Source organism: Donghicola eburneus, assembly GCF_900115865.1.
Lineage (GTDB): Bacteria > Pseudomonadota > Alphaproteobacteria > Rhodobacterales > Rhodobacteraceae > Donghicola > Donghicola eburneus.
In genome coordinates, this window is the sequence record NZ_FOXY01000007.1 from 25,583 (window position 1) to 46,117 (window position 20,535).

21 protein-coding genes are annotated in these 20,535 nt (G+C 60.2%); 15 read left to right on the forward strand and 6 right to left on the reverse strand.

The window, feature by feature from the left end; all coding sequences use genetic code 11:
* Window positions 1-12: 12 nt before the first annotated feature.
* From pqqE to pqqA, 5 genes are read right to left on the reverse strand one after another with little or no spacing between them, the layout of a single operon-like run.
* Window positions 13-1,098: a pyrroloquinoline quinone biosynthesis protein PqqE gene (pqqE, locus tag BM225_RS13030; protein ID WP_072704746.1), complete on the reverse strand. Its 1,086-nt coding sequence runs from the start codon at window positions 1,096-1,098 to the stop codon at window positions 13-15.
* Complete coding sequence (gene pqqD, locus BM225_RS13035) at window positions 1,095-1,373, reverse strand: pyrroloquinoline quinone biosynthesis peptide chaperone PqqD (RefSeq protein ID WP_072704749.1); 279 nt, start codon at window positions 1,371-1,373, stop codon at window positions 1,095-1,097. Before pqqD ends, pqqE begins: the two co-directional genes overlap by 4 nt.
* Window positions 1,370-2,122, reverse strand: coding sequence for a pyrroloquinoline-quinone synthase PqqC (pqqC, locus tag BM225_RS13040; protein ID WP_072704752.1), 753 nt, complete (start codon window positions 2,120-2,122; stop codon window positions 1,370-1,372). Before pqqC ends, pqqD begins: the two co-directional genes overlap by 4 nt.
* Window positions 2,119-3,015 carry a pyrroloquinoline quinone biosynthesis protein PqqB gene (pqqB, locus tag BM225_RS13045; protein WP_072704755.1) on the reverse strand — a complete coding sequence of 299 codons (897 nt, stop codon included), beginning with the start codon at window positions 3,013-3,015 and terminating at the stop codon, window positions 2,119-2,121. Before pqqB ends, pqqC begins: the two co-directional genes overlap by 4 nt.
* Before the next feature lie 24 nt (window positions 3,016-3,039).
* Window positions 3,040-3,138, reverse strand: a complete 99-nt coding sequence (gene pqqA / locus BM225_RS13050) for a pyrroloquinoline quinone precursor peptide PqqA (RefSeq protein ID WP_072704757.1) — start codon at window positions 3,136-3,138, stop codon at window positions 3,040-3,042.
* 416 nt (window positions 3,139-3,554) lie between these two features.
* On the opposite strand from pqqA, the gene thiC reads away from it, so the two are divergent.
* The 14 genes from thiC to BM225_RS13120 all read left to right on the forward strand — a co-directional run bounded on the left by thiC (window position 3,555) and on the right by BM225_RS13120 (window position 18,905).
* Window positions 3,555-5,354, forward strand: coding sequence for a phosphomethylpyrimidine synthase ThiC (thiC, locus tag BM225_RS13055; protein ID WP_072704759.1), 1,800 nt, complete (start codon window positions 3,555-3,557; stop codon window positions 5,352-5,354).
* Window positions 5,354-6,280 carry an FAD-dependent oxidoreductase gene (locus tag BM225_RS13060; RefSeq protein WP_072704762.1) on the forward strand — a complete coding sequence of 309 codons (927 nt, stop codon included), beginning with the start codon at window positions 5,354-5,356 and terminating at the stop codon, window positions 6,278-6,280. The genes thiC and BM225_RS13060 overlap by 1 nt, the downstream gene beginning before the upstream one ends.
* Window positions 6,270-6,467, forward strand: a complete 198-nt coding sequence (thiS, locus tag BM225_RS13065; protein WP_072704765.1) for a sulfur carrier protein ThiS — start codon at window positions 6,270-6,272, stop codon at window positions 6,465-6,467. The genes BM225_RS13060 and thiS overlap by 11 nt, the downstream gene beginning before the upstream one ends.
* Before the next feature lie 3 nt (window positions 6,468-6,470).
* A complete protein-coding gene (locus tag BM225_RS13070; protein WP_072704768.1) occupies window positions 6,471-7,229 on the forward strand; it encodes a thiazole synthase in 759 nt (252 codons plus the stop codon).
* Window positions 7,229-7,825, forward strand: coding sequence for a thiamine phosphate synthase (locus BM225_RS13075; protein ID WP_072705374.1), 597 nt, complete (start codon window positions 7,229-7,231; stop codon window positions 7,823-7,825). Before BM225_RS13070 ends, BM225_RS13075 begins: the two co-directional genes overlap by 1 nt.
* A 3-nt stretch (window positions 7,826-7,828) precedes the next feature.
* Window positions 7,829-8,548, forward strand: a complete 720-nt coding sequence (thiD, locus tag BM225_RS13080) for a bifunctional hydroxymethylpyrimidine kinase/phosphomethylpyrimidine kinase (protein WP_072704771.1) — start codon at window positions 7,829-7,831, stop codon at window positions 8,546-8,548.
* A 193-nt stretch (window positions 8,549-8,741) separates the two neighbouring features.
* Window positions 8,742-9,779 carry an efflux RND transporter periplasmic adaptor subunit gene (locus BM225_RS13085; RefSeq protein ID WP_072704774.1) on the forward strand — a complete coding sequence of 346 codons (1,038 nt, stop codon included), beginning with the start codon at window positions 8,742-8,744 and terminating at the stop codon, window positions 9,777-9,779.
* A gap of 3 nt (window positions 9,780-9,782) precedes the next feature.
* On the forward strand, window positions 9,783-12,833 hold the full coding sequence (locus tag BM225_RS13090; protein ID WP_072704776.1) for an efflux RND transporter permease subunit: 3,051 nt from the start codon (window positions 9,783-9,785) through the stop codon (window positions 12,831-12,833).
* A gap of 185 nt (window positions 12,834-13,018) precedes the next feature.
* A complete protein-coding gene (locus BM225_RS13095; RefSeq protein ID WP_072704778.1) occupies window positions 13,019-13,936 on the forward strand; it encodes a lipid A-modifier LpxR family protein in 918 nt (305 codons plus the stop codon).
* Window positions 13,937-14,010: 74 nt separating this feature from the next.
* Window positions 14,011-15,066, forward strand: coding sequence for a Hint domain-containing protein (locus BM225_RS13100; protein ID WP_072704781.1), 1,056 nt, complete (start codon window positions 14,011-14,013; stop codon window positions 15,064-15,066).
* Between the two features lie 144 nt (window positions 15,067-15,210).
* Window positions 15,211-15,831, forward strand: coding sequence for a 30S ribosomal protein S4 (gene rpsD / locus BM225_RS13105; RefSeq protein ID WP_072704785.1), 621 nt, complete (start codon window positions 15,211-15,213; stop codon window positions 15,829-15,831).
* Window positions 15,832-15,991: 160 nt separating this feature from the next.
* Complete coding sequence (hisC, locus tag BM225_RS13110) at window positions 15,992-17,077, forward strand: histidinol-phosphate transaminase (protein ID WP_072704788.1); 1,086 nt, start codon at window positions 15,992-15,994, stop codon at window positions 17,075-17,077.
* Complete coding sequence (locus tag BM225_RS13115) at window positions 17,074-17,994, forward strand: prephenate/arogenate dehydrogenase family protein (protein WP_072704791.1); 921 nt, start codon at window positions 17,074-17,076, stop codon at window positions 17,992-17,994. Before hisC ends, BM225_RS13115 begins: the two co-directional genes overlap by 4 nt.
* Window positions 17,991-18,905, forward strand: a complete 915-nt coding sequence (locus BM225_RS13120) for an extensin-like domain-containing protein (RefSeq protein WP_245780492.1) — start codon at window positions 17,991-17,993, stop codon at window positions 18,903-18,905. Before BM225_RS13115 ends, BM225_RS13120 begins: the two co-directional genes overlap by 4 nt.
* Window positions 18,906-18,908: 3 nt before the next feature.
* Here the strand turns inward: BM225_RS13120 and BM225_RS13125 are convergent, their stop codons facing one another.
* Window positions 18,909-19,895, reverse strand: a complete 987-nt coding sequence (locus BM225_RS13125; RefSeq protein WP_072704794.1) for a DUF2125 domain-containing protein — start codon at window positions 19,893-19,895, stop codon at window positions 18,909-18,911.
* 62 nt (window positions 19,896-19,957) lie between these two features.
* Between BM225_RS13125 and BM225_RS13130 the strand changes: the two genes are divergently transcribed.
* Entirely contained in the window at window positions 19,958-20,488 is a 531-nt protein-coding gene (locus BM225_RS13130; RefSeq protein WP_092464799.1) for a gamma-glutamylcyclotransferase, read from the forward strand.
* Window positions 20,489-20,535: the final 47 nt, after the last annotated feature.

Sequence of the window (20,535 nt, forward strand, 5' to 3'; positions counted from 1 at the left end):
GCCCTGTTCCGTTTAGCCCGCCGCGGTGCGGTAGGTGATTTCGGCGGTCTCTTCTGCCGAGAAATCTTCGGCCAAGGCGCGCATTTCCTCGTTGAAGGGGGATTTTACGCAGACCGGATCGGTCGCGCTCGCATCTCCTGCCACGGCCAGCGCCTGACATCGGCAGCCGCCAAAGTCGATCTTCTTGCGATCGCAGCTCTGGCACGGTTCGGGCAGGAAGTCGGTGCCGCGATAGGTTTTGAACGCATCGCTCTGATACCAGATGTCGGCCAAGAGTTTGTCGCGCACATTCTCGAAGTTCAGGTGCTTGATCGTCTGGGCTGCGTGGCAGGGCAGAACCTGTCCGTCCGGCGCGATGTTCAGGCCCGTGGTACCCCAGCCGCCCATGCAACGCTTGGGATAGTCGCTGTGGTAATCGGCGGGGACAAAGTCGATGACCAGCGTTCCCTTTAGATCCTCGCGCGCCTGCGCAACGATGCGCTCTGCCTCTTTGGCTTGTTCACGGGTGGGCATCAGCACGTTGCGGTTCAGCATCGCCCAACCGTAGAACTGAACGATGGCGACCTCGATCCGGCGGGCGCCCATTTCCACGGCCATTTCCAGCGCACGGGGAAGTTGGTGCAGGTTCTGGCGATGCAGAACGGCGTTCAGGGTCAGGGGGAAGCCAATGTCCTTGATCCAGCCCGCCACCTGCATTTTGCGGTCATACCCACCGCGATAGCCGCCGATGCGGTCGGCCATCTCGGCGTCTGTCCCCTGAAGCGATAGCTGTATGTGATCCAGTCCGGCCGCGTCCAATTCTTGCATCCGCTTTTCGGTCAGACCGATGCCCGAAGTGATCAGGTTGGTATAGAGGCCCGCATCCCGTGCGCCCTTGACCAGTTCGGTTAGATCGCGCCGCGTGGCCGGTTCGCCGCCCGACAAGTGCAGTTGCAGGACACCCAGATCAGCGGCCTGTTTGAACGTCGAAATCCACTCTTCGGTCGTCAATTCGCCCGAACGTGCCGCCAGTTCGACTGGGTTCGAGCAATAGGGGCAGGACAGAGGGCAGCGGTGGGTCAGCTCGGCCAGCATGGCCAGAGGGGCGGGAACCTTCATGCGCGCACCTCCAGAAAGCGGCGCTCGGCCAACTGGCCGAGGAACTGTTGCACGTCGCCCGCGATTTGAACGGCGGGGGCATCATATTTCGCGGCCAGCCGGTCCACGATCTGCGCAAACCCGCTAGAGCCGTCCAGTTCGGTGATGATCGCGTGGCCAATCATATCAAGGCTGATCGTCCGCTCGGGCGCCAGCAGCACCCAACGGTCACGCACGTGGTCGCGGTGCAGACGCACACCGCGCGGCAAGTAGGGAACAGCATTGGGCGCGATCATGCGGTGGCTCGCAGGTCCAACTCATAGGTGCCGGGCTGCCAGCCGCCGGGCGGGATGCGGCCGGGCGCGACATATGCCGAATACAGCGCATCGAGCTGGGACCAAAGCACGTCGGTCTTGAACTCGAGCGCAGCGGCGCAAGCGTCCTGCTTTTCCTGAGTGTCCGCGTTATCGAGCACGTATTTCAAGCCGAATGCGACGTCCTTGGGAGCCTCGTTCAAACGGCGCTGGAAGTAGGACATGCTGCGATCGTTGGCGAAGTCATAATTCGCCAGCAGTCCCTTGATCCGGTCTGCGTGGATCTTCGGCGCAAACAGTTCGGTCAGCGATGCCGCCACAGCCTCTAGCAACGGCTTCTCGCGGACAAAGCGCACATAGGCATCAACAGCGAATTTGGTGGCGGGCAGCACGCCTTGCTTGCTGGCCACATAGCTGCGGTCCAGACCCACGGCATCGGCCAGACGCAGCCAGCGTTCGATGCCGCCCTCGTTCTCGCCATGGCCGTCGTGATCCTCGATCCGGCTGCGCCATTCGCGGCGCAGTGCGGGGTCCTCGACGCGGGACATAAAGGCGGCGTCCTTCATCGGGATGCTGGCCTGATAGTAAAAGCGATTGATCACCCACGCGCGCACCTGCGCAGGGGTGCATTCCCCGCCGTGCAGCATGTGATGAAACGGGTGCTTGTCGTGATAGCGGTCGGCACCGATCTGGCGCAGGCGGGCTTCGAATTCCTCGCGGCTGGCAGTCATAGGGTGATCTCCATCCCGTCCTGCCCGATGGTCCAGCCGTTTGCTTCGGCTTCGGCGCGTTCGGCGCTTTCGGGGCGCAGGACTGGGTTGCTGTTGTTCATGTGGACATAGACTTTGCGAGAGACACCCAGATCGGCAAAAGCGGCCATCGAACCATCAGGCCCTGACATCGAGATATGGCCCATGCGCTGCCCTGTCTTTTGTGACAGCCCCATGTCGATCATCTCGTTGTCCTGCCAGAGTGTGCCGTCAAACATCACCATATCCGCACCGCGCAAACGATCCGCCAGATCGCCTTTCACCAGTGCGCAGCCGGGGATGTAATAGGCATCCTTGCCGCCCGCTTGCAGGTGAACGCCCACGGTCTGCTCCCCCTCGAGATCGGTCTGGACAACCTCACCTTCCATATAAAGTGGCACCTTGCCCGGAACAGCGAACAGGGTCGCTGTCAGGTCAGGGGCCAGTTCGAACGGTTGGTCTAGGGCGATTTCCTCGCGCACCACGATGTTTTGGCGCAGGGCGTCAAAGATGGGGTTTTGGGCTAGTACGCTGTGGATTTCGGCCGTGGCAAACAGCTTGAACGGTTGCTGTTCACGCAGGATGAGTAGCCCTGCCACGTGGTCGATATCGCCGTTAGTCACCATCACCGACCGCAGGGGCAATTCCCGCAGGGCCGTCGGGTGCAGTTCCGGCGTACGCGCCATCTGGTCACGAATGTCAGGAGAGGCGTTCAGGATCGCCCAATCTGAGCCGTTGCCGCTAAACGCGACGGAGCTCTGTGTCTGGGAGGGGATTTTCCCCGCCCGTGCGAGATTGCAATTCTCGCACCCGCAGTTCCATTGGGGGAGACCGCCACCGGCTGCCGCCCCCAGGATTCGCGCGCGAAGTGTCATAGGCCTGCCTCGCGCTTCGGGTTCTTAGAACAGAACGCCGTGGTCGTCGCCCGAGTCGGGGCCGTACATGTTGATTTCCATGCCGCACTCGATCTCTTTCAAAATGGGTTTTGCCCAAGCCATGATTTTCTCCTCCCTAAGATTGAATCGCTGGTCGGATCACTATGGGCGAGCCGCATACGCAGAGTCAGTAAGACTATGGTCGGTGCTGGGAGGGTGTTGTCGCCACTGGGATCACAAGAATTGACATCTAGGCGCGAGTTCGCAATGGTGCACGCACGTCGGGGGAGTTCCGCTTAGGGAACTGAGAGGCTGACAGCGGGGGAAACCCTGCGGTGACGCGACCCTTTGAACCTGACCCAGTTGATACTGGCGTAGGAAGACCGAAGGGCACTCCGTTTCTCGCTGAACTTTGCGAGCGGTCCTTTCGGGCCGCTGACGGCCCTATTGCGCGCGCTGTGTCGTGCGGGGGCTGCGTGGCCCCTTTCTGCCACCTGTTTCGCTTGGGTCTTTTCGAGAATGTCTTGAGGAGACCATAGATGAAAGACAACGCAACACCGACCATCACTACGGGAAATATGCCCGCCGCCACCAAGGTGTTCATTCCCGGCCAGACCTATGACATCCGCGTGCCCCTGCGCCACATCCAAGTGGGCGGCGGCGAGCCGCCCGTCGCGGTCTACGACAGCTCTGGCCCGTACACAGATCCTGCCGTGCAAACCGATATTCGACAGGGCCTCGCAGTGCAGCGCGGGGAATGGCAACAGGCCTGCGGAGACGTCGAAAGCTATACTGGCCGCGCCGTGACTGCCGCCGATAATGGCTATGCCGAAGGCAACAGGCTGGTCCCGGCCTTTCCCAACCAGCGCGACCCACTGCGCGCGGTCGGCGACCGGGCCATCACTCAGATGGCCTATGCCAAAGCGGGCATCGTCACCCCCGAGATGGAGTATGTAGCGATCCGCGAAAATGTGGGCCGGACTCTGGCATGGGATAAAGAGCGTGATGGCGAGGATTTTGGCGCTTCGATCCCCGATCTGGTGACACCCGAATACGTCCGTCAGGAAATCGCTGCGGGCCGCGCGATCATCCCCGCGAATATCAACCACCCCGAGTTGGAACCGATGATCATCGGACGCAACTTTCTTGTGAAAATCAACGCCAACATCGGCAATTCGGCTGTGACCTCAAGCATGGAGGAAGAGGTTGAAAAGATGGTCTGGGCCATCCGCTGGGGCGCGGACACGGTCATGGACCTGTCCACGGGCCGGAATATCCACAACATCCGCGACTGGATCATCCGCAACAGCCCCGTCCCGATTGGGACCGTCCCGCTGTATCAGGCGCTGGAAAAGGTGAATGGCATCGCCGAAGACCTGACATGGGAGGTGTATCGCGATACGCTGATCGAACAGGCCGAGCAGGGTGTCGATTACTTTACCATCCATGCAGGCGTTCGCCTGCATATGATCCCGATGACGGTTGATCGCGTGACAGGGATCGTCAGTCGGGGTGGCTCGATCATGGCGAAGTGGTGTCTGCACCATCACCGCGAGAGCTTCCTCTACGAGCATTTCGAAGAGATCTGCGATATCTGCCGCAAGTACGACGTGTCCTTTAGCCTTGGCGACGGCTTGCGTCCCGGCTCAGTCGCTGATGCCAATGATCAGGCGCAGTTTGCAGAGCTAGAGACTTTGGGCGAGTTGACCAAGATCGCATGGGCCAAGGATTGTCAGGTCATGATCGAAGGCCCGGGCCATGTGGCCATGCACAAGATCAAAGCGAACATGGACAAGCAGCTAAAGCATTGTGACGAAGCCCCGTTTTACACGCTTGGGCCGCTCACCACTGACATCGCGCCGGGCTATGACCACATCACGAGCGCCATTGGGGCGGCGATGATCGGGTGGTTCGGGACCGCGATGCTGTGCTACGTGACGCCCAAAGAGCACCTAGGTCTGCCAGACCGAGACGACGTGAAGACCGGCGTGATCACTTATAAAATAGCGGCCCACGCGGCGGACTTGGCCAAAGGCCACCCCGGTGCGCAGCTTCGCGACGATGCGATCAGTCGTGCGCGTTTCGAATTCCGGTGGGAGGATCAATTCAACCTGTCTCTGGACCCGGACACCGCGCGCGCTTTCCACGACGAGACCATGCCCAAAGAGGCGCACAAGGTCGCGCATTTCTGCTCCATGTGTGGGCCGAAGTTCTGCTCTATGCGGATCAGCCACGACATTCGCGCAGAGGCGCAAAAGTCAGAAGGGATGGAGGCGATGGCAGCCAAATTCCGCGAGGGCGGGCAGCTCTATGTGCCTGCCAAAGAGGATGCGGAGTGATGTATTCGGTCCTTGGGGCAGGGGTGACGGGGCTGTGCGTGGCCACAGCCTTGTCCGAACGTGGGCTTCCTGTGGAGCTGGTCGACGATGGGGGAATTCCGGCTTCGCACTGGGCGGGCGGTATGCTCGCCCCCATGTGCGAGGGCGAAAGCGCCCCGCCAGAGGTCGTGCGCATGGGCAAACACGCTGCAGATTGGTGGAGCGCCCGTTTTGATGGGGTGGCGTGGCGCGGGACTTTGGTCGTTGCGCCGCCACGCGACCAAGCCGAACTGCTCAGGTTTTCCCGTGCGACGCGGCGGCACCACACCGTCGATCCCGCCGAGTACGAGGCAGATTTGCAGGGCAGGTTCACCCGTGCGCTCTACTTCCCCGAAGAGGCGCATATGGACCCCCGCGCCGCCATGTCCTGTTTGCGCGCTCGGCTGGCAGAGCGGGGCGTTGTGACGGTGGAAAGGCCCAAGGGGCAGATCATCGATTGCCGAGGGCTCGCAGCCCGCGACCAGCTGCCCGACCTGCGCGCAGTACGGGGCGAGATGCTTTTGGTGCATGCACCTGACGTAAACCTCAGCCGCACCGTCCGCCTCTTGCACCCGCGCTTTCCTTGCTACGTCGTCCCACGCGGCGATGGCCTGTATATGATCGGCGCAACCATGATCGAAAGCGATGAAGCGGGCCCCATCTCCGCCCGTGCCTTGGTAGAGATGCTGTCTGCGGCTTATGCGCTGCACCCAGCATTCGCCGAGGCGCAGGTGATCGAGACAGGCACAGGTCTGCGCCCGAGTTTTCCTGACAACATTCCCTGTATTCGCGAAATCGGTAGCCGCATCCACGTCAACGGAATGTACCGACACGGTTTTTTAACGTCGCCGTATCTGGCCGAAACCCTCGCGGACAGGCTGAGCAATGAGATGAAGCATGCAAGTTGAACTGAACGGCAAACCGACTGAAACCAAAGCCTCCACCCTAGCGGAGCTTATCGAGGTTGAGGGTTTTGAAGCCCCCTGCGTGGCCACTGCTGTGGATGGCGTTTTTGTCCCCAAAGCCACGCGCGACAAGGTGACTCTGACCGAAGGCATCCGCGTCGAAGTGCTCTCACCAATGCAGGGGGGCTGAGCGATGTTCTATGGCGTAGAGTTGGGTAGCCGTCTGATGTTGGGCACTGCGCAATACCCGTCTCCGGCGGTTCTGGCCAAAGCGATGGAGGTCAGTGGGACAGAGGTGATTACCGTCAGCCTGCGCCGCGAGGGTAGCGGGGGTTCTGCGTTCCGCGATCTGATCGCAGGCAGTGGCTGCCGTATCCTGCCCAACACGGCTGGATGCCACACCGCCAAAGAGGCCATCACCACAGCGCACATGGCCCGCGAGGTCTTTGGCACCAACTGGATCAAGCTCGAGGTCATCGGCCACGCGGACACACTGCAGCCAGACCCCTTTGCCTTGGTCGAGGCTGCGCGCGTGCTCTGTGCAGACGGTTTCGAGGTCTTCCCCTACACAACAGATGACCTGATCGTCGGAGAGAAACTGCTGGACGCGGGTTGTCAGGTGTTGATGCCTTGGGGCGCTCCGATCGGATCGGGGCAAGGGCTTCGGAATAGTGCCGCCCTGAAAACGATGCGTGCGCATTTCGCTGGTGTGCCCTTGGTCGTGGATGCGGGGATCGGTGCGCCAAGCCAAGCCGCGCAGGCCATGGAGATGGGTTTTGACGCTGTGCTTTTGAACACGGCTGTGGCGAAGGCGGTCGATCCCGTTGCGATGGCTCGCGCCTTTGGCATGGCGGTTTCGGCAGGTCGCTTGGCCCATGATGCAGGGCTCATGCCAGCCCGAGATATGGCTGCGGCCTCGACTCCGATCTTTGGGATGGCAGAGTTGGCATGATGGAGAAGCTCTATCTGATCACGGGCACAGCAGACCTGCTCGAGCGACTGGTTCCCTTGGGCGTCAAACTGGTCCAACTGCGTGTCAAGGATGCCGCTCCTGCCGATCTGCGCGTCCAAACCATCCGCGCCCGTGAGTGCTGCGCGAAGCACGGGGCACAGTTAATTTTGAATGATTACTGGGAGTTGGCCTTGGAATTGGGCCTCGACTTTGTCCATCTGGGCCAAGAAGATATGGATGCCGCCGACTTTGGTGCCTTGCGCCGCGCGGGCGTGCGCTATGGACTGTCGACCCATGACGATGACGAACTTGAGCGGGCGCTTGCTTTGGATCCCGCCTACGTCGCGCTCGGTCCGGTTTACCCCACCATTCTGAAGCAGATGAAATGGGCGCCCCAAGGCGTGGATCGCGTGCGGGAGTGGAAGTCGCGCGTTGGCCAAACGCCTTTGGTTGCGATTGGTGGGCTCACGCCAGAGCGGGCGGTTGGCGTTCTGCATGCGGGCGCGGACAGTGCGGCGGTCGTTACAGACATTCAGCTGGCCGATAGCCCCGAAGCGCGAACCCAAGAGTGGCTGGCCACCCTGAGGGACGTTTAACCCATGGCGGTCGTTTTGGCGATTGGCGGGCTAGATTCCAGTTGCGGGGCAGGGGTACTGCGCGATGCTCAGACCATCCAGTCTCTGGGGCATCTGGCAAGGGTCGCCGTGACCGCCGTCACGGCCCAGTCGGATGCGGGCGTTCTGGATGTACATCCGGTGTCAAGCGCGACGCTAAAAGCACAGATGGTGCCGGCGAGCGCGGTCAAGATCGGCATGCTCTGTGATGCGCAGAGAGCTCAGACGGTCGTCCACGCAATGGGGTGCCACAGCGCACCGATCGTCCTTGATCCCGTTCTGGCCGCGTCGTCTGGGGGCCCATTGCTGGACGCCCAAGGCATTGAAACCTTGCTGACAGAACTCCTGCCTATGGTCACTCTGGTGACCCCGAACCTGCCTGAACTGGCTCGTCTTGCCATGTTGTGTGGCGAGCGCAGCCCTGAGCCGCAGATCCAAGCGCGGGCGCTTATGGCCAGAGGTGCGGGCGCTGTGTTGATCAAAGGGGGCCACGCACAAGGTTCGTCTGCCACAGATTATTTGGTCACGCCTCGTTGGGTGAAAACATTGGACGGGCCGCGCTTTGGTGGGGCGCGGCGGGGAACCGGTTGCACGCTGTCCAGCGCGATCGCCTGCGGGTTGGCCGAGGGGCGATCTCTGCCCGAGGCCTGTGTGTTGGCAAAGCAAACGGTTTCAGAGCAATTTGCGCGACCGGCCACCGCATGAAACGCCCGCGCCGCTGACGTGCTACGCATTCACGAAGAGTCGTGTGTGCAAATCAGCATGCGAAATAGTCGTGCGGAACTGTTGCATTTTCGGGGGTAAAGTTAGAACTAAACCGATCAGTTCAGAAAATTTCTGGCATAATCGCGTTGGGCTGTTTTAATGGCTCCGAACCCCAATTCCGCAGAGGATCCCCATGCGCAGACTACATGCCCTCCTTGCCGCGCTGGTGCTCACCGCGCCTCTGGCCTCTCCTTTGGTCGCCCAAGAGGTGCCCAAACCCGTGAAATTGATGACCGTCACATCCGAGCCGCAGCAGGTCGAGCGCCGGTTTTATGGACAGGTCACTGCCCTGCAAACCGTTGATCTGGCGTTTCAGGTCGGCGGGCAGGTCGAGGTGCTGACCGCTCCCGAAGGTCAAGTCATTCCCGAAGGCGAGGTCATCGCCCAACTTGATCTGGACGCATACGAGCGCGCGCGGTCTCAGGCTGATGTGAACCTAGACAAGGCGCGCCGGGACTTGTCCCGACTGGAGTCCCTGAGTGGGGCGGCTGTCAGTGAAGTGTCGATCCGCGATGCACGCACGCAGGTGCAGCTGGCCGAAATCGCCCTGCAAGACGCAGAGGCCAACCTGGATCACGCGACCTTGCGCGCGCCATTTGACGCGCTTGTTGCCCGCCGTGAGATTGCAAACTTTACCACGGTGTCGGCGGGGACGCCTGTGGTGCGTCTGCATGACGTGTCTGAAATGCGTGTCGAAATCGACGTCCCTGAAGTGCTGTTTCGGCAAGCAGGCCAAAATGGCAGTGTTAGTTTCGAAGCGGAGTTTCCGGGGGGATCCGAACGCTTTCCGCTGGTCTCACGCGAGTTCGAGGCAGAGACCAGCGCGCTTGGCCAGAGCTATACTTTGACGCTGGCGTTCGAGCAGAACCCGGGCGCAGGGATCTATCCCGGTGCGTCTGTTTCTGTCTTGGCGCGCGCGGAAATGCCCGCTCAAGAGGCTGTGTTCCTGCCGGAAACCGCTCTGACCTTTGATGCTGCGGGCGATCCTATGGTCATGGTGTTCGATGAAGCTGGCACCGTCATTGCGACGCCTATCGAGATCGAGATCGCCCTCGATGGCCGCGTGCGTCTGGTGGATGGTTTGGAAAACGGCACCGAAATTGTTAGCACCGGCGCCTCGCAACTGCAGGACGGACAGTCCGTCCGCCGCTTTACCCGCGTCGGAGAGTGATCCATGTCTATTGCACGCGCGTCCATTGATAAGGCGCTGATTACATGGCTCCTGATGATCGGTTGCCTTCTTGGCGGGATCTGGGGCTTTGCTACGATTGGCCGCCTCGAAGACCCCGCTTTTACCATCAAGCAAGCGGTGGTGATCACCCAGTATAGCGGCGCTTCGGCGGATCAGGTGGCCCGAGAGGTGACCGAACCGCTGGAATCTGCCATCCAGAAGATGTCCGAGGTGAAGAGCATCACTTCGTCCAATAAGCCAGGTGTCAGCCGCATCGATGTCGAAATCGAGAGCATCTACGACGGCACAGAGCTGCCCCAAATCTGGGACAAGCTGCGCAAACGTGTGAACGATGCGCGGGGCAGTTTGCCCTCTGGCGCAGGCACGCCCTACGTGAATGACAGTTTTGGCGACGTGTTTGGTGTGTTCTACGCGATCCAGACACCGGGTTTCACAGACGCGGAAACCCACGAAATCGCGGAGTTCTTGCGACGTGAATTGCTGACCGTTGATGGCGTGGCGGATGTAGACCTGCAGGGTCTGCCTGAAGAGGCGGTCTATGTGACCCCAGACATGGCTATCATTCGGAACCTTGGTGTGTCACCCGCTGCGATTGCGACGGCGATTGCGAATTCGAACGCAGTGGCGAGCGCGGGGAGCGTGACCTCGAACGGGCAGGATATTCGCATCGAAGCCCCCCAAGGCTCCAACACCGTCGAAGAGATTGCCCGCCTGACCATCGGCGTTCAGGGGGAAATTATCGATCTGCTCGATCTGGCGACTGTCACACGTGAACGCGTCTCCGATCCAGACATGATCATCCGGTTTAACGGCCAAGAAGCCTTTACCATGGGTGTCTCGGGCAAATCCGGCCAGAATATCGTGGATATTGGACATCGCATTGATGACCGTCTTGGGACTCTGACGCGCGATTTGCCCGCAGGCGTACAGATTCACCCCGTTTACCAGCAGCACATTGTTGTTGAAGAAGCATCGAATGCCTTCCTCGTGAACCTTGCGATGTCGGTGGCGATTGTGGTGATCGTTCTGGCGCTGTTCATGGGCTGGCGTGCTGCCGTGGTGGTCGGGGCGACCCTGCTGTTGACCGTGGTGGGCACTGTCTTCTTCATGGCGATCTTCGGTATCGAGATGGAGCGTATCTCGCTTGGTGCTCTGATCATTGCGATGGGCATGCTGGTGGACAACGCAATCGTGGTGGCCGAAGGGATGCAGGGTGACATGGCACAGGGCAAGACTGCCCGAGATGCGGCCGAAGATGTGGCGAGCAAGACCCAGACCCCATTGCTTGGGGCGACAGTGATTGGGATCATGGCCTTTGCCGGGATCGGGTTGTCGCCAGATGCCACGGGCGAATTCCTGTTCTCGCTGTTTGCGGTCATCGGTATTTCGCTGCTGCTGTCGTGGGTGCTGGCCATTTCGGCAACGCCGCTGTTGGGGCACTACTTCTTCAAGGTCGGCGACGGGAATGCAGACGGCAACTACAGTGGCCCGATTTTCCGCGCCTATCGCAACACGCTGAATCTGGCGCTGACGTTGCGCTGGCCCGTGCTGGCCGCGCTGGGGGTCGTGACCGTGGTGTGTTACATCGGCTTTGGTCAGGTAAAGCAGCAGTTCTTCCCCGACTCCAACACGCCGCTGTTCTACGTGCATTACAAGTTGCCGCAGGGCGGAAGCATTCACCAAACCGCCGATGAGATGACCATCCTTGAGGATTGGCTGAAGGACCGCGAAGAGGTGGTCTCGGTTGCGACGTTCGTTGGCGGTGGCGCGAGCCGCTTCATGTTGACCTACGCCCCAGAAGAGGCGTTGCCGACCTACGGTCACCTGATCATCCGCACCCACAATCTAGACGAAATCCCCCAGTTGCGGTCCGATCTAGAAAGCTTTGGCCGCAGTCAGTTGGTCGCGGGAGAATTTCGGACAGAACGTCTGGCCTTTGGTCCTGGTGGCGGTGCGCCGATCGCCGCGCGCTTTTCTGGCAGCAATCCGGTGATCCTGCGGGAACTGGCTGCCGAAGCGGCAGATCGGATGCTGGCGGCGTCGGATCAGTTGCAAGACTTGCGCACGGACTGGCGTGAACGGGAACTGGTGCTGAAACCCATCTATGCCGAGGACCGTGCCCAAGCGGTCGGTGTGTCACGCGAAGACCTAGCTTCGGCCTTCCTAACTGCGACCGACGGCATTCAGGCCGGCACATACCGCGAGGATGATCGCCTGATTCCCATCGTTGTCCGTAATGATCTGGTGACGGACCAAGGTGCACCCGATCTGGTCGACCAGCTGGTCTATTCCAGTGCGGCAAACGCTTATATTCCTGTGCTCCAGTTGATCGACGGTTTCGATTACGAGGCGCAGAATACTTTGATCCAGCGTCGCGACCGTCTGCCCACGATCACGGTCGAAGCCGGTGTGGTCGATGGCGCCAACGCTGCTGCGGTGTTCAACGCCATCCGCGCGGACATTGAAGCGATGGAACTGCCCGACGGCTACATGCTGGAATGGGGCGGGGAATACGAGAACTCGACCGAAGCCCAAAGCAGCCTTGGCAAGCAGTTGCCGCTGTCCTTGCTAATCATGATCGTGATCTCGATCCTGCTATTCGGTCGTCTGCGTCAGCCCCTGATCATCTGGCTCTTGGTGCCGATGGCGGTGAACGGTGTGGCTTTGGGTCTGTTGGGAACGGGCCTGCCCTTTAGCTTTACCGCACTCTTGGGTCTGCTCAGCTTGTCGGGGATGCTCATCAAAAACGGCATCGTTCTGGTCGAAGAAATCGATCTGGTCCGCGCCGAGGGCGTGCCCTTCCGTCAAGCAGTTCTGGATGCCTCGACCTCGCGTTTGCGTCCTGTGGTCTTGGCGGCGGCCACGACGATTCTGGGGATGATTCCTCTTTTGTCGGACGCGTTCTTTGCCTCAATGGCGGTGACGATCATGGGCGGTCTGGGCTTTGCGTCGATCCTGACGCTCGTAGCGGCTCCGGTGCTGTATTACATGTTCTTCTTCCGCGAACGCCGTGCCGAAGCGGCTGAAGCCTAAGAAAATCCCAAAGAAACAAAGGGGCGCGTTCATCGCGCCCTTTTTATTTGATACAACGATAGGGTGTGGCATTTCCGCTAGTCTTGTTTGATTTTCTAACCAAATCGCGTTCTGTGCTGGAAAAATAAATTCTCAATTTGCTATGCTTCGGCAGTGCCTGGGGGGGCACAGTAACGAGGGTCACCATGCGCGCGATCTTTGGGGCAGCCATTGCCCTGACTATGATGGCACCCGCCTCCTATGCTCAAGATGTCGGTTTCTTGGGCTTTGGCTATCAGATTTCGAACGACTTTATCGGCGATGCCCGTGACCGTTGGCGCACGGGTGCCACGCAGGCCAGCGTCATGTTTGGTCGCGACTGGCAGGGTTCGCTGGGGTCGCAGTATTTCGACACGCTTGAACTGCGGGGCAGTGCAGAGATCGCAGCGCCCGACAATCTAGATGCGCCGGCGCAGGGCGATCGCCCTTATGCGTCTGTCGCGCGTCTCGGGGTGCACTCGCACTTCAATCAACAGCTGTCGCGCACCGATTTTGACATGGGCGTCGGCGTTGAGGTCATCGGACCACAGACCAAGCTTGATGAGTTTCAGGCTAACTTCCACCGCTGGATCGGCGCTAGCGATGCCAGTGACGAAGTGCGCGCCGGTCAGATTCAGGACAACGTCTTTGGTTACGGCCACATTGAGGCCGCGCGGACCTTTGAATTGGGCGACGCATCGCGCGTGATCCCATTTATCGAAGGGCACGCAGGACTCGAGTCTTTTGCCCGTGTGGGGGCGGACTTTGAATTCGGCGGTCTGATCCCAGACGATTTGATGATCCGCGATTATACGACGGGTCAGACCTACACCGCGATCCGCGGCACGATGAGCGCACTTACCCTGACGGCAGGCGCAGACATTGGCTACATGGTCGACTCCGCGATGCTTCCGGACAGCGACTCCTATGACATGGTCCAAGAGCGCGCCCGCGCCCGCGCCGGCCTCAAGTGGGAGGGCCGCCAATCGTCGGCAACTTTCGGTGTCACCTACCTGAGCAAAGAGTTCGACAACCAAGACACCGGACAGGTGCTGGGCTCTTTCAACCTGAAATACAAATTCTGAGGGCCTGCCCGAACGGGCCCCATTCGGCGGACACTCCGCCAGAGCGGTAACAAGTTAGCAGTGGAAGCAGGCAAATGGCGATTGCAGGCGCATATGTAGTGCATTGGGGGCAAACCTTGATCGAGGGCGTGCGCGCAGCCCCCTTGGCGGATTTGGCTGTTGGTGTCGTATGGCGCTGGACCGGCGAACTGACGCGGATCGACGGCCCGCACTCTGTCCTGCAACTCACCGGAGCCGAGGGCGATGCCCAATTGCGCCGTGGTGCCGCTGGACGGGCGGGGCGCCTGATCGGCGAGGGCGCGCGCCAAGCCCACACCGAACGTGCGCCGCTGATGGCGGATCAAAGCATTACGGTCAGTGACGGAAAATCCAGCCATACTGCGCGCATTATCCGCAGCACAGTCACCGGCCAGCTCATGCTGTGCTTTGATCGTGACCATCCGCTTTCCGATCAGGATTATTGGGTGATCAAGCTGACGTTGGATGAGACGGACCGCTCGGCGTTGAGCAGTCCCTCGAACGAGCGGCCGGCTGGGGTCATCTGCTTTGGCGCAGGCACGCGCATTGATACCCCCATGGGTCCACGTCTGGTCGAGGCCTTGCAGCCCGGCGATTTTGTCATGACCCGCGACAGTGGCCCGCAAGAAGTTCTCTGGACTGGCAGCCGCCGGATGAGCGGGGCGCGTTTGTTTGCGATGCCTCATCTACGACCTGTGCGCATCCACGCCTCGGCCTTTGGCAAGGACCGTCCCGACGACACTCTGATTGTGTCGCCTGAACATCGCCTGCTAGTGCAGGGCGATGCCGCCCGTGCCCTGTTCAATACAACAGAGGTAATGGTGCAAGCCCGTGATCTGGTGAACGACCGAACCATCATCTGCGCCCCCGATATGAAAGAGGTCACCTATGTGCACATCCTTCTAGGGCGCCACGAGGTGATCTGGGCCAACGGGATTGAATGCGAGAGCTTCCACCCCGCGACAGCCTCAATGGATGCACTGGATCAAGGGGATCGGATGGCTCTGGAACAGCTGCTGCCTTGGGTCGGCGATGCCCCCATGCGCTATGGCGAATTCGCCCGCCGTCCGCTATCCCGCTCCGAAGCTGCAATTCTGGCCTACGAGACCTGAGAAAAGCGCGGTGCGCTGTTGACTCTGCCGTGCGGACCTATATAGGGGCGGCTCACATTGGTGTTGGTGGCCCCCGCAAGGGGATGCCTGTCAGGGGAAACCCAGTAGGACAACGCCCTTCATACTTAACGAAGGAGATCAGCCGTGACCAAACGCACGTCTGCCAAGTACAAAATTGACCGCCGCATGGGCGAAAACATTTGGGGTCGCCCCAAGTCGCCCGTAAACCGTCGTGAATATGGCCCCGGCCAGCACGGTCAGCGCCGCAAGGGCAAACTGTCGGACTTCGGTCTGCAGCTGCGCGCCAAGCAGAAGCTGAAAGGCTACTACGGCGACATGACCGAGAAGCAATTCCGTCGCATCTTCGGTGAAGCAGAGCGTCGTCGTGGTGACACCGGTGAGATCCTGATCGGTCTGCTGGAAAGCCGTCTGGACGCAGTTGTTTACCGCGCCAAGTTCGTTCCCACCGTCTTCGCGGCGCGTCAGTTCGTGAACCACGGTCACGTTCTGGTCAACGGCAAGCGCGTGAACATCCCCTCGTACCGCGTCAAAGAAGGCGACGTTATCGAGGTTCGCGAGAAGTCGAAGCAAATGGTTGTCCTGCTGGAAGCTGTTCAGCTGGCAGAGCGCGATGTTCCTGACTACATCGACGCCGACCACAGCAAGATGACCGCAACCTTCGTTCGCATGCCCGGCCTGTCGGACGTTCCTTACCCCGTCGTAATGGAACCGAACCTGGTTATCGAATTCTACGCACAGAACTAATCCTGATTTCAGGACCGGTTTTGTGCCACGAGCGCCGTCCCAATGGGGCGGCGCTTTGCTTTTGTGGGCATCCGGCCACTTTCCGGGGGCCATGGGATCAAAGTGCTCTTTCCCAGTCGTCATCTGCGCTATATGCAGGGCCCGAGTTACGGAGGCCCAGATGAACAAACCCGTCCCCCAGCCCGGCATTATGGAGATTGATCTCTACGTCGGCGGCGCGTCCGGCGCGCCGGGTTCCAATGTGGTCAAGCTATCCTCGAACGAGAACCCGTTCGGTCCGTCCGAGGCAGCAGTCAAGGCAGCAGGCGTCGCGGCGCATCAGATGCACCGCTATCCCGAAATCGACGGGTATTCCCTGCGCGCTGCTCTGGCGGACAAATACGGGCTAGAGGCGGACAAGATCATCCTAGGTGTCGGGTCCGACGAAATCCTGCAGATGATCTGCAACGCATACGCGGGTCCGGGCGACGAAGTGATTTACACCCAGCACGGCTTTGCCATGTACCGCATCTGTGCCCTCGGCGCCGGCGCGACGCCTGTCGAGGTCCCCGAGTGTGATCGCGTGACCGACGTCGACGCCATTCTGGCGGCCGTGACGGATGCGACCCGCATCGTCTTTATCGCGAACCCGAATAACCCGACCAGTACCATGATCGGTCTGGCCGAAGTGACGCGTCTGGCAGACTCTCTGCCGCCCCACGTTGTGCTGGTTCTGGATGGCGCCTATGCGGAGTTCGTTGAGGAATATGATGGCGGTGCCGAGCTGGCCCGCACCCGTCCCAACGTCATCATGACCCGCACCTTCTCCAAGCTGTATGGCTTGGGTGGTTTGCGCGTGGGTTGGGGCTATGCGCAGCGCGACGTGATTGACGTGTTGAACCGACTGCGCGCGCCGTTCAATATCTCGACCATCGCTTTGGAAGCCGCGAAAGCTGCGCTGGCCGACACCGCGCACATCGACAAGTCGCTGGCCGAAAACGCCCGCCTGCGTGTCTGGCTGTCCGAAGCCTTGGCAGCCATTGGTGTGCAATCCGACGCCTCTATGACCAACTTTATTCTGGCCCGCTTCCACGATCAGGAAGAGGCCGAAGCTTGCAACGACTACCTGAAGTCCCAAGGTCTGATCGTGCGCCCTGTGGCCAGCTATAACCTGCCGCACTGCCTGCGGATCACCGTCGGCGACGAGCCGTCTTGCCGCCGCGTGGCACATGCCATTGGCGCGTTCAAAGCAGGAGCCCGTGCATGACCCAAGTCTACGACCGTGTGGCGCTAATCGGCCTTGGCCTGATCGCGTCCTCGATGTTCTGGTCGATCAAACGTGGCGGTCTGGTGGGCGAAGTCACCGGCTATGCTCGTTCCGCGGAAACCCGTGACACCGCGCGCGAGATCGGCCTGTGCGATCGCATCTGTGACACCGCGGCCGAGGCCGTCAAAGACGCGGATCTGGTAGTGCTCTGTGTCCCTGTGGGTGCGATGGGCGCTGTGGCGGCAGAAATTGCTCCGCACCTGAAGCCGGGTGCGACGATCAGTGATGTTGGGTCGGTCAAGCAATCTGTGATCGACACCGTTGGCCCGCATCTGCCCGAGGGCGTGCATTTTGTGCCTGCCCACCCGTTGGCAGGGACAGAACATTCGGGTCCGAAGTCCGGCTTTGCCGAGCTGTTCGATAACCGCTGGTGCCTCTTGGTGCCTGTGCCGAATTCCGACCCAGAAGCAGTCGCGAAGCTGCGCGCGCTGTGGGAAGGCATTGGCTCCAATGTCGAGGAAATGGATGCCGAGCACCACGATCTGGTGCTGGCCGTCACCAGCCACACGCCGCACCTGATTGCCTACACGATGGTGGGTGTGGCGGACGACCTGCGCCGCGTGACCGACAGCGAAGTGATCAAATATTCGGCGGCGGGTTTCCGCGACTTTACGCGGATTGCCGCCAGTGACCCGACAATGTGGCGCGACGTCTTCTTGACGAACAAGGACGCGACGTTGGAAATTCTGGGCAGGTTCACCGAAGAGCTTTTCGCGCTTCAGCGAGCCATTCGCACAGGAGACGGCGATATGCTGCATGCTTACTTCACTCGGACCCGCGCAATCCGCCGTGGCATTCTAGAAGCTGGCCAAGACGTTGACGCGCCCGATTTTGGTCGTGGAAAGGCTGCAAAATGATGCGCGGTTTGGTCTGCGCCTTGATGATGGGTGCAACCGCCGTGTCCGCGTTCCCGCTGGAAACGTCCCTGCGTCCTGTGGCCCGCCCGGGGGACGAGGTAAAGCCAGTGCTTGTCGCGACCGAAGCTCTGACCCCGCCCATGCTCCGCCCCAAAGCGCGTCCTGCCTCGGACCACGCGGCCCAAGTTCTGGCCGCGATCGAGGCGTCCAAAGCAGGGCCGCCGGTGCCAACCGCGTCGGAACCTGCCGCGACCAGTCCCAATCCTCATGATGCAGAAGAGTTCAGAGTGGCCTCTGCGGCTTTTGTGCTGCCTCAGGCTTTGCGTCCGATCACGCGCCCGCACGCCATCACGCAAAAAGCGATTTTGCGCCGTCAGGAGCGTTTGCAAGGGTCGGTCTGTGGTGATCCCGCAATTCAAGGCGAGGACGTTGGTGTGATCCTTGCCTCGACTTTTGGTTGCGGCGTCGAAGGCGCGGTCAAGATCAAGTCGATTTCCGGAGTCGCGCTCAGCCAGCGGTCGACTATGGACTGCACCACTGCCCAAGCTTTGAAAAAGTGGGTGGATAACGGTTTGTCACCTGCCGTCGGGACCATGGGCGGAGGTGTCGCCAAGATTGATGTCATGGGCCACTACGTCTGCCGGACCCGCAACAACCAACCGGGCGCCAAGATTTCAGAGCATGGTCGTGGCCGCGCGGTTGATATCGGCGGCTTTACCCTGCGCGACGGGACAAGGATCAGCGTGCTTAATGACTGGAGCAAAAAGTCAAAAGGCAAGGTACTGAAAGCTGCATATTCCAAAGCCTGTGGCACTTTTGGCACGACTTTGGGGCCGAACGCGAACCGGTACCATCGCGATCATTTTCATTTTGATACAGCGCGTTACCGGTCAGGTTCGTACTGCCGCTAAGACTTAGTGCGGGCTAAAGCGTGGGGCAGGGCCGATCGGTAGCTGCCCTAGACGCATCATCCCGCCGCTGAAGGTCAGCGTGGCGTCAAACGCACGCGGATCGCCGCTGCTGCTGGCCATCATGCCAATCATCATCCGCATCGACTCGGCCTGCTGGTGGCTCATCGCGCCAGAGTTCGCAATGTCACCGATCATCTCTTCCCAATTCTTGAGTGAAAAGTCGATCTCGCCCTCGGGCGTCCCAGTCTCATCGAGCTCTAACAGACCCGTTGCGGTCAGCGTCGCCGGGCCCCACTCAATATCTGCAGCGACAATCTCTAGCGAGGTGGGTTTCGGCCGATCAAAGAGCAGGCTCTTGGCGTCCCACGCGTGCTCAAAACTGATGTGGGTGTCGACGTCTAGTTTCTCGATCCGATTTGGCAGGCTGCCTGCGCCGATCAAGGGCAGATCCACCGTCATGTCGGATGTCGCCAAGGCAACGCGATAGTCGGACACTGCGCCAGGCAGACGCTCCGCCGCCAATCGCAGCTCTGACGCTTCCCAACTGCCGCGTTCGGTCCGCGCTTCCATGTCCTCACCGACCAGTGAAAATCGGTTCAGCGAACTCGCGTCGTCGCCGTCGAACACAACGCTGGCGCGAAGGTCTTCTTTGCGCAGGGCGACTGTGCCATAGGGCGTGATAAAAGTCTGGGTCTGGGGCCAGATCACGATGACATGCGATGGATTATAGACCAGCGAAAGCAGCTGCAAAAAAGGGGCATTCCACGCGATCGAGCCATCTTGGTTTTCGACACTTGGATTGTCGAGTGTGGCATCAACCCTGTTAGGGAAACCGGCAATCGACAGATCCTCGTAAGACGCCTGCCAGCCCTCTTCCTGTTTTTCGGTGAACCAATCCTCGATCGCTGCGCGCTTCTGACCCGAGGCATAGAACCAGTAGCCTGACCACGCACCGGCCAAAAGAACGATCATCACAATCAGGCGCTTCATGCCTCACCCTTCCATATTTACTATGGTCTGTTTACAGACGGTGCAAAAGGGAGGCCAGCTTCATGAGCATGTGGGTATTCGGATATGGGTCACTTCTGTGGAATCCGGGTTTTCAAGTTGCAGAAAAGCGGCTCGCGACGCTCGAAGGGTACCATAGATCCTTTAGCATGCGGTCGGTGACGCACCGCGGCAGCCACGAGGCGATGGGGCTGGTGCTTGCGCTGGATGCAGACAATGACGCAACCTGTGACGGTCTGGCACTGCGGGTCGAGCCGGGAACCGAAGACGAAACGCTGGCCTATTTGCGCGAAAGAGAGTTGGTGACCGCCGCATATCTGGAGCGTCACCTAACGGTTCGTCTAGAGGATGGCCGTGCAGTCGAAGCTGTGACTTACATTATCGACCCTGATCACGACCAATACTGCGGAGGGCTGCCCCTAGAGGAACAGGCGCAGATCATCGCGCGGGCGCGCGGCAAAATGGGCCCCAATTGGGAGTATCTCTACCATACCGCTTTGCAATTGCGCGAGTTGGGAATTTCCGATGCAGATCTGGACTGGCTAGAAAACCGCGTGCGCGAGATCATCGGATAATCCTTTGCGCTTTGTGACTTAGTCCCTATGGTGATGTCGAATTTTAA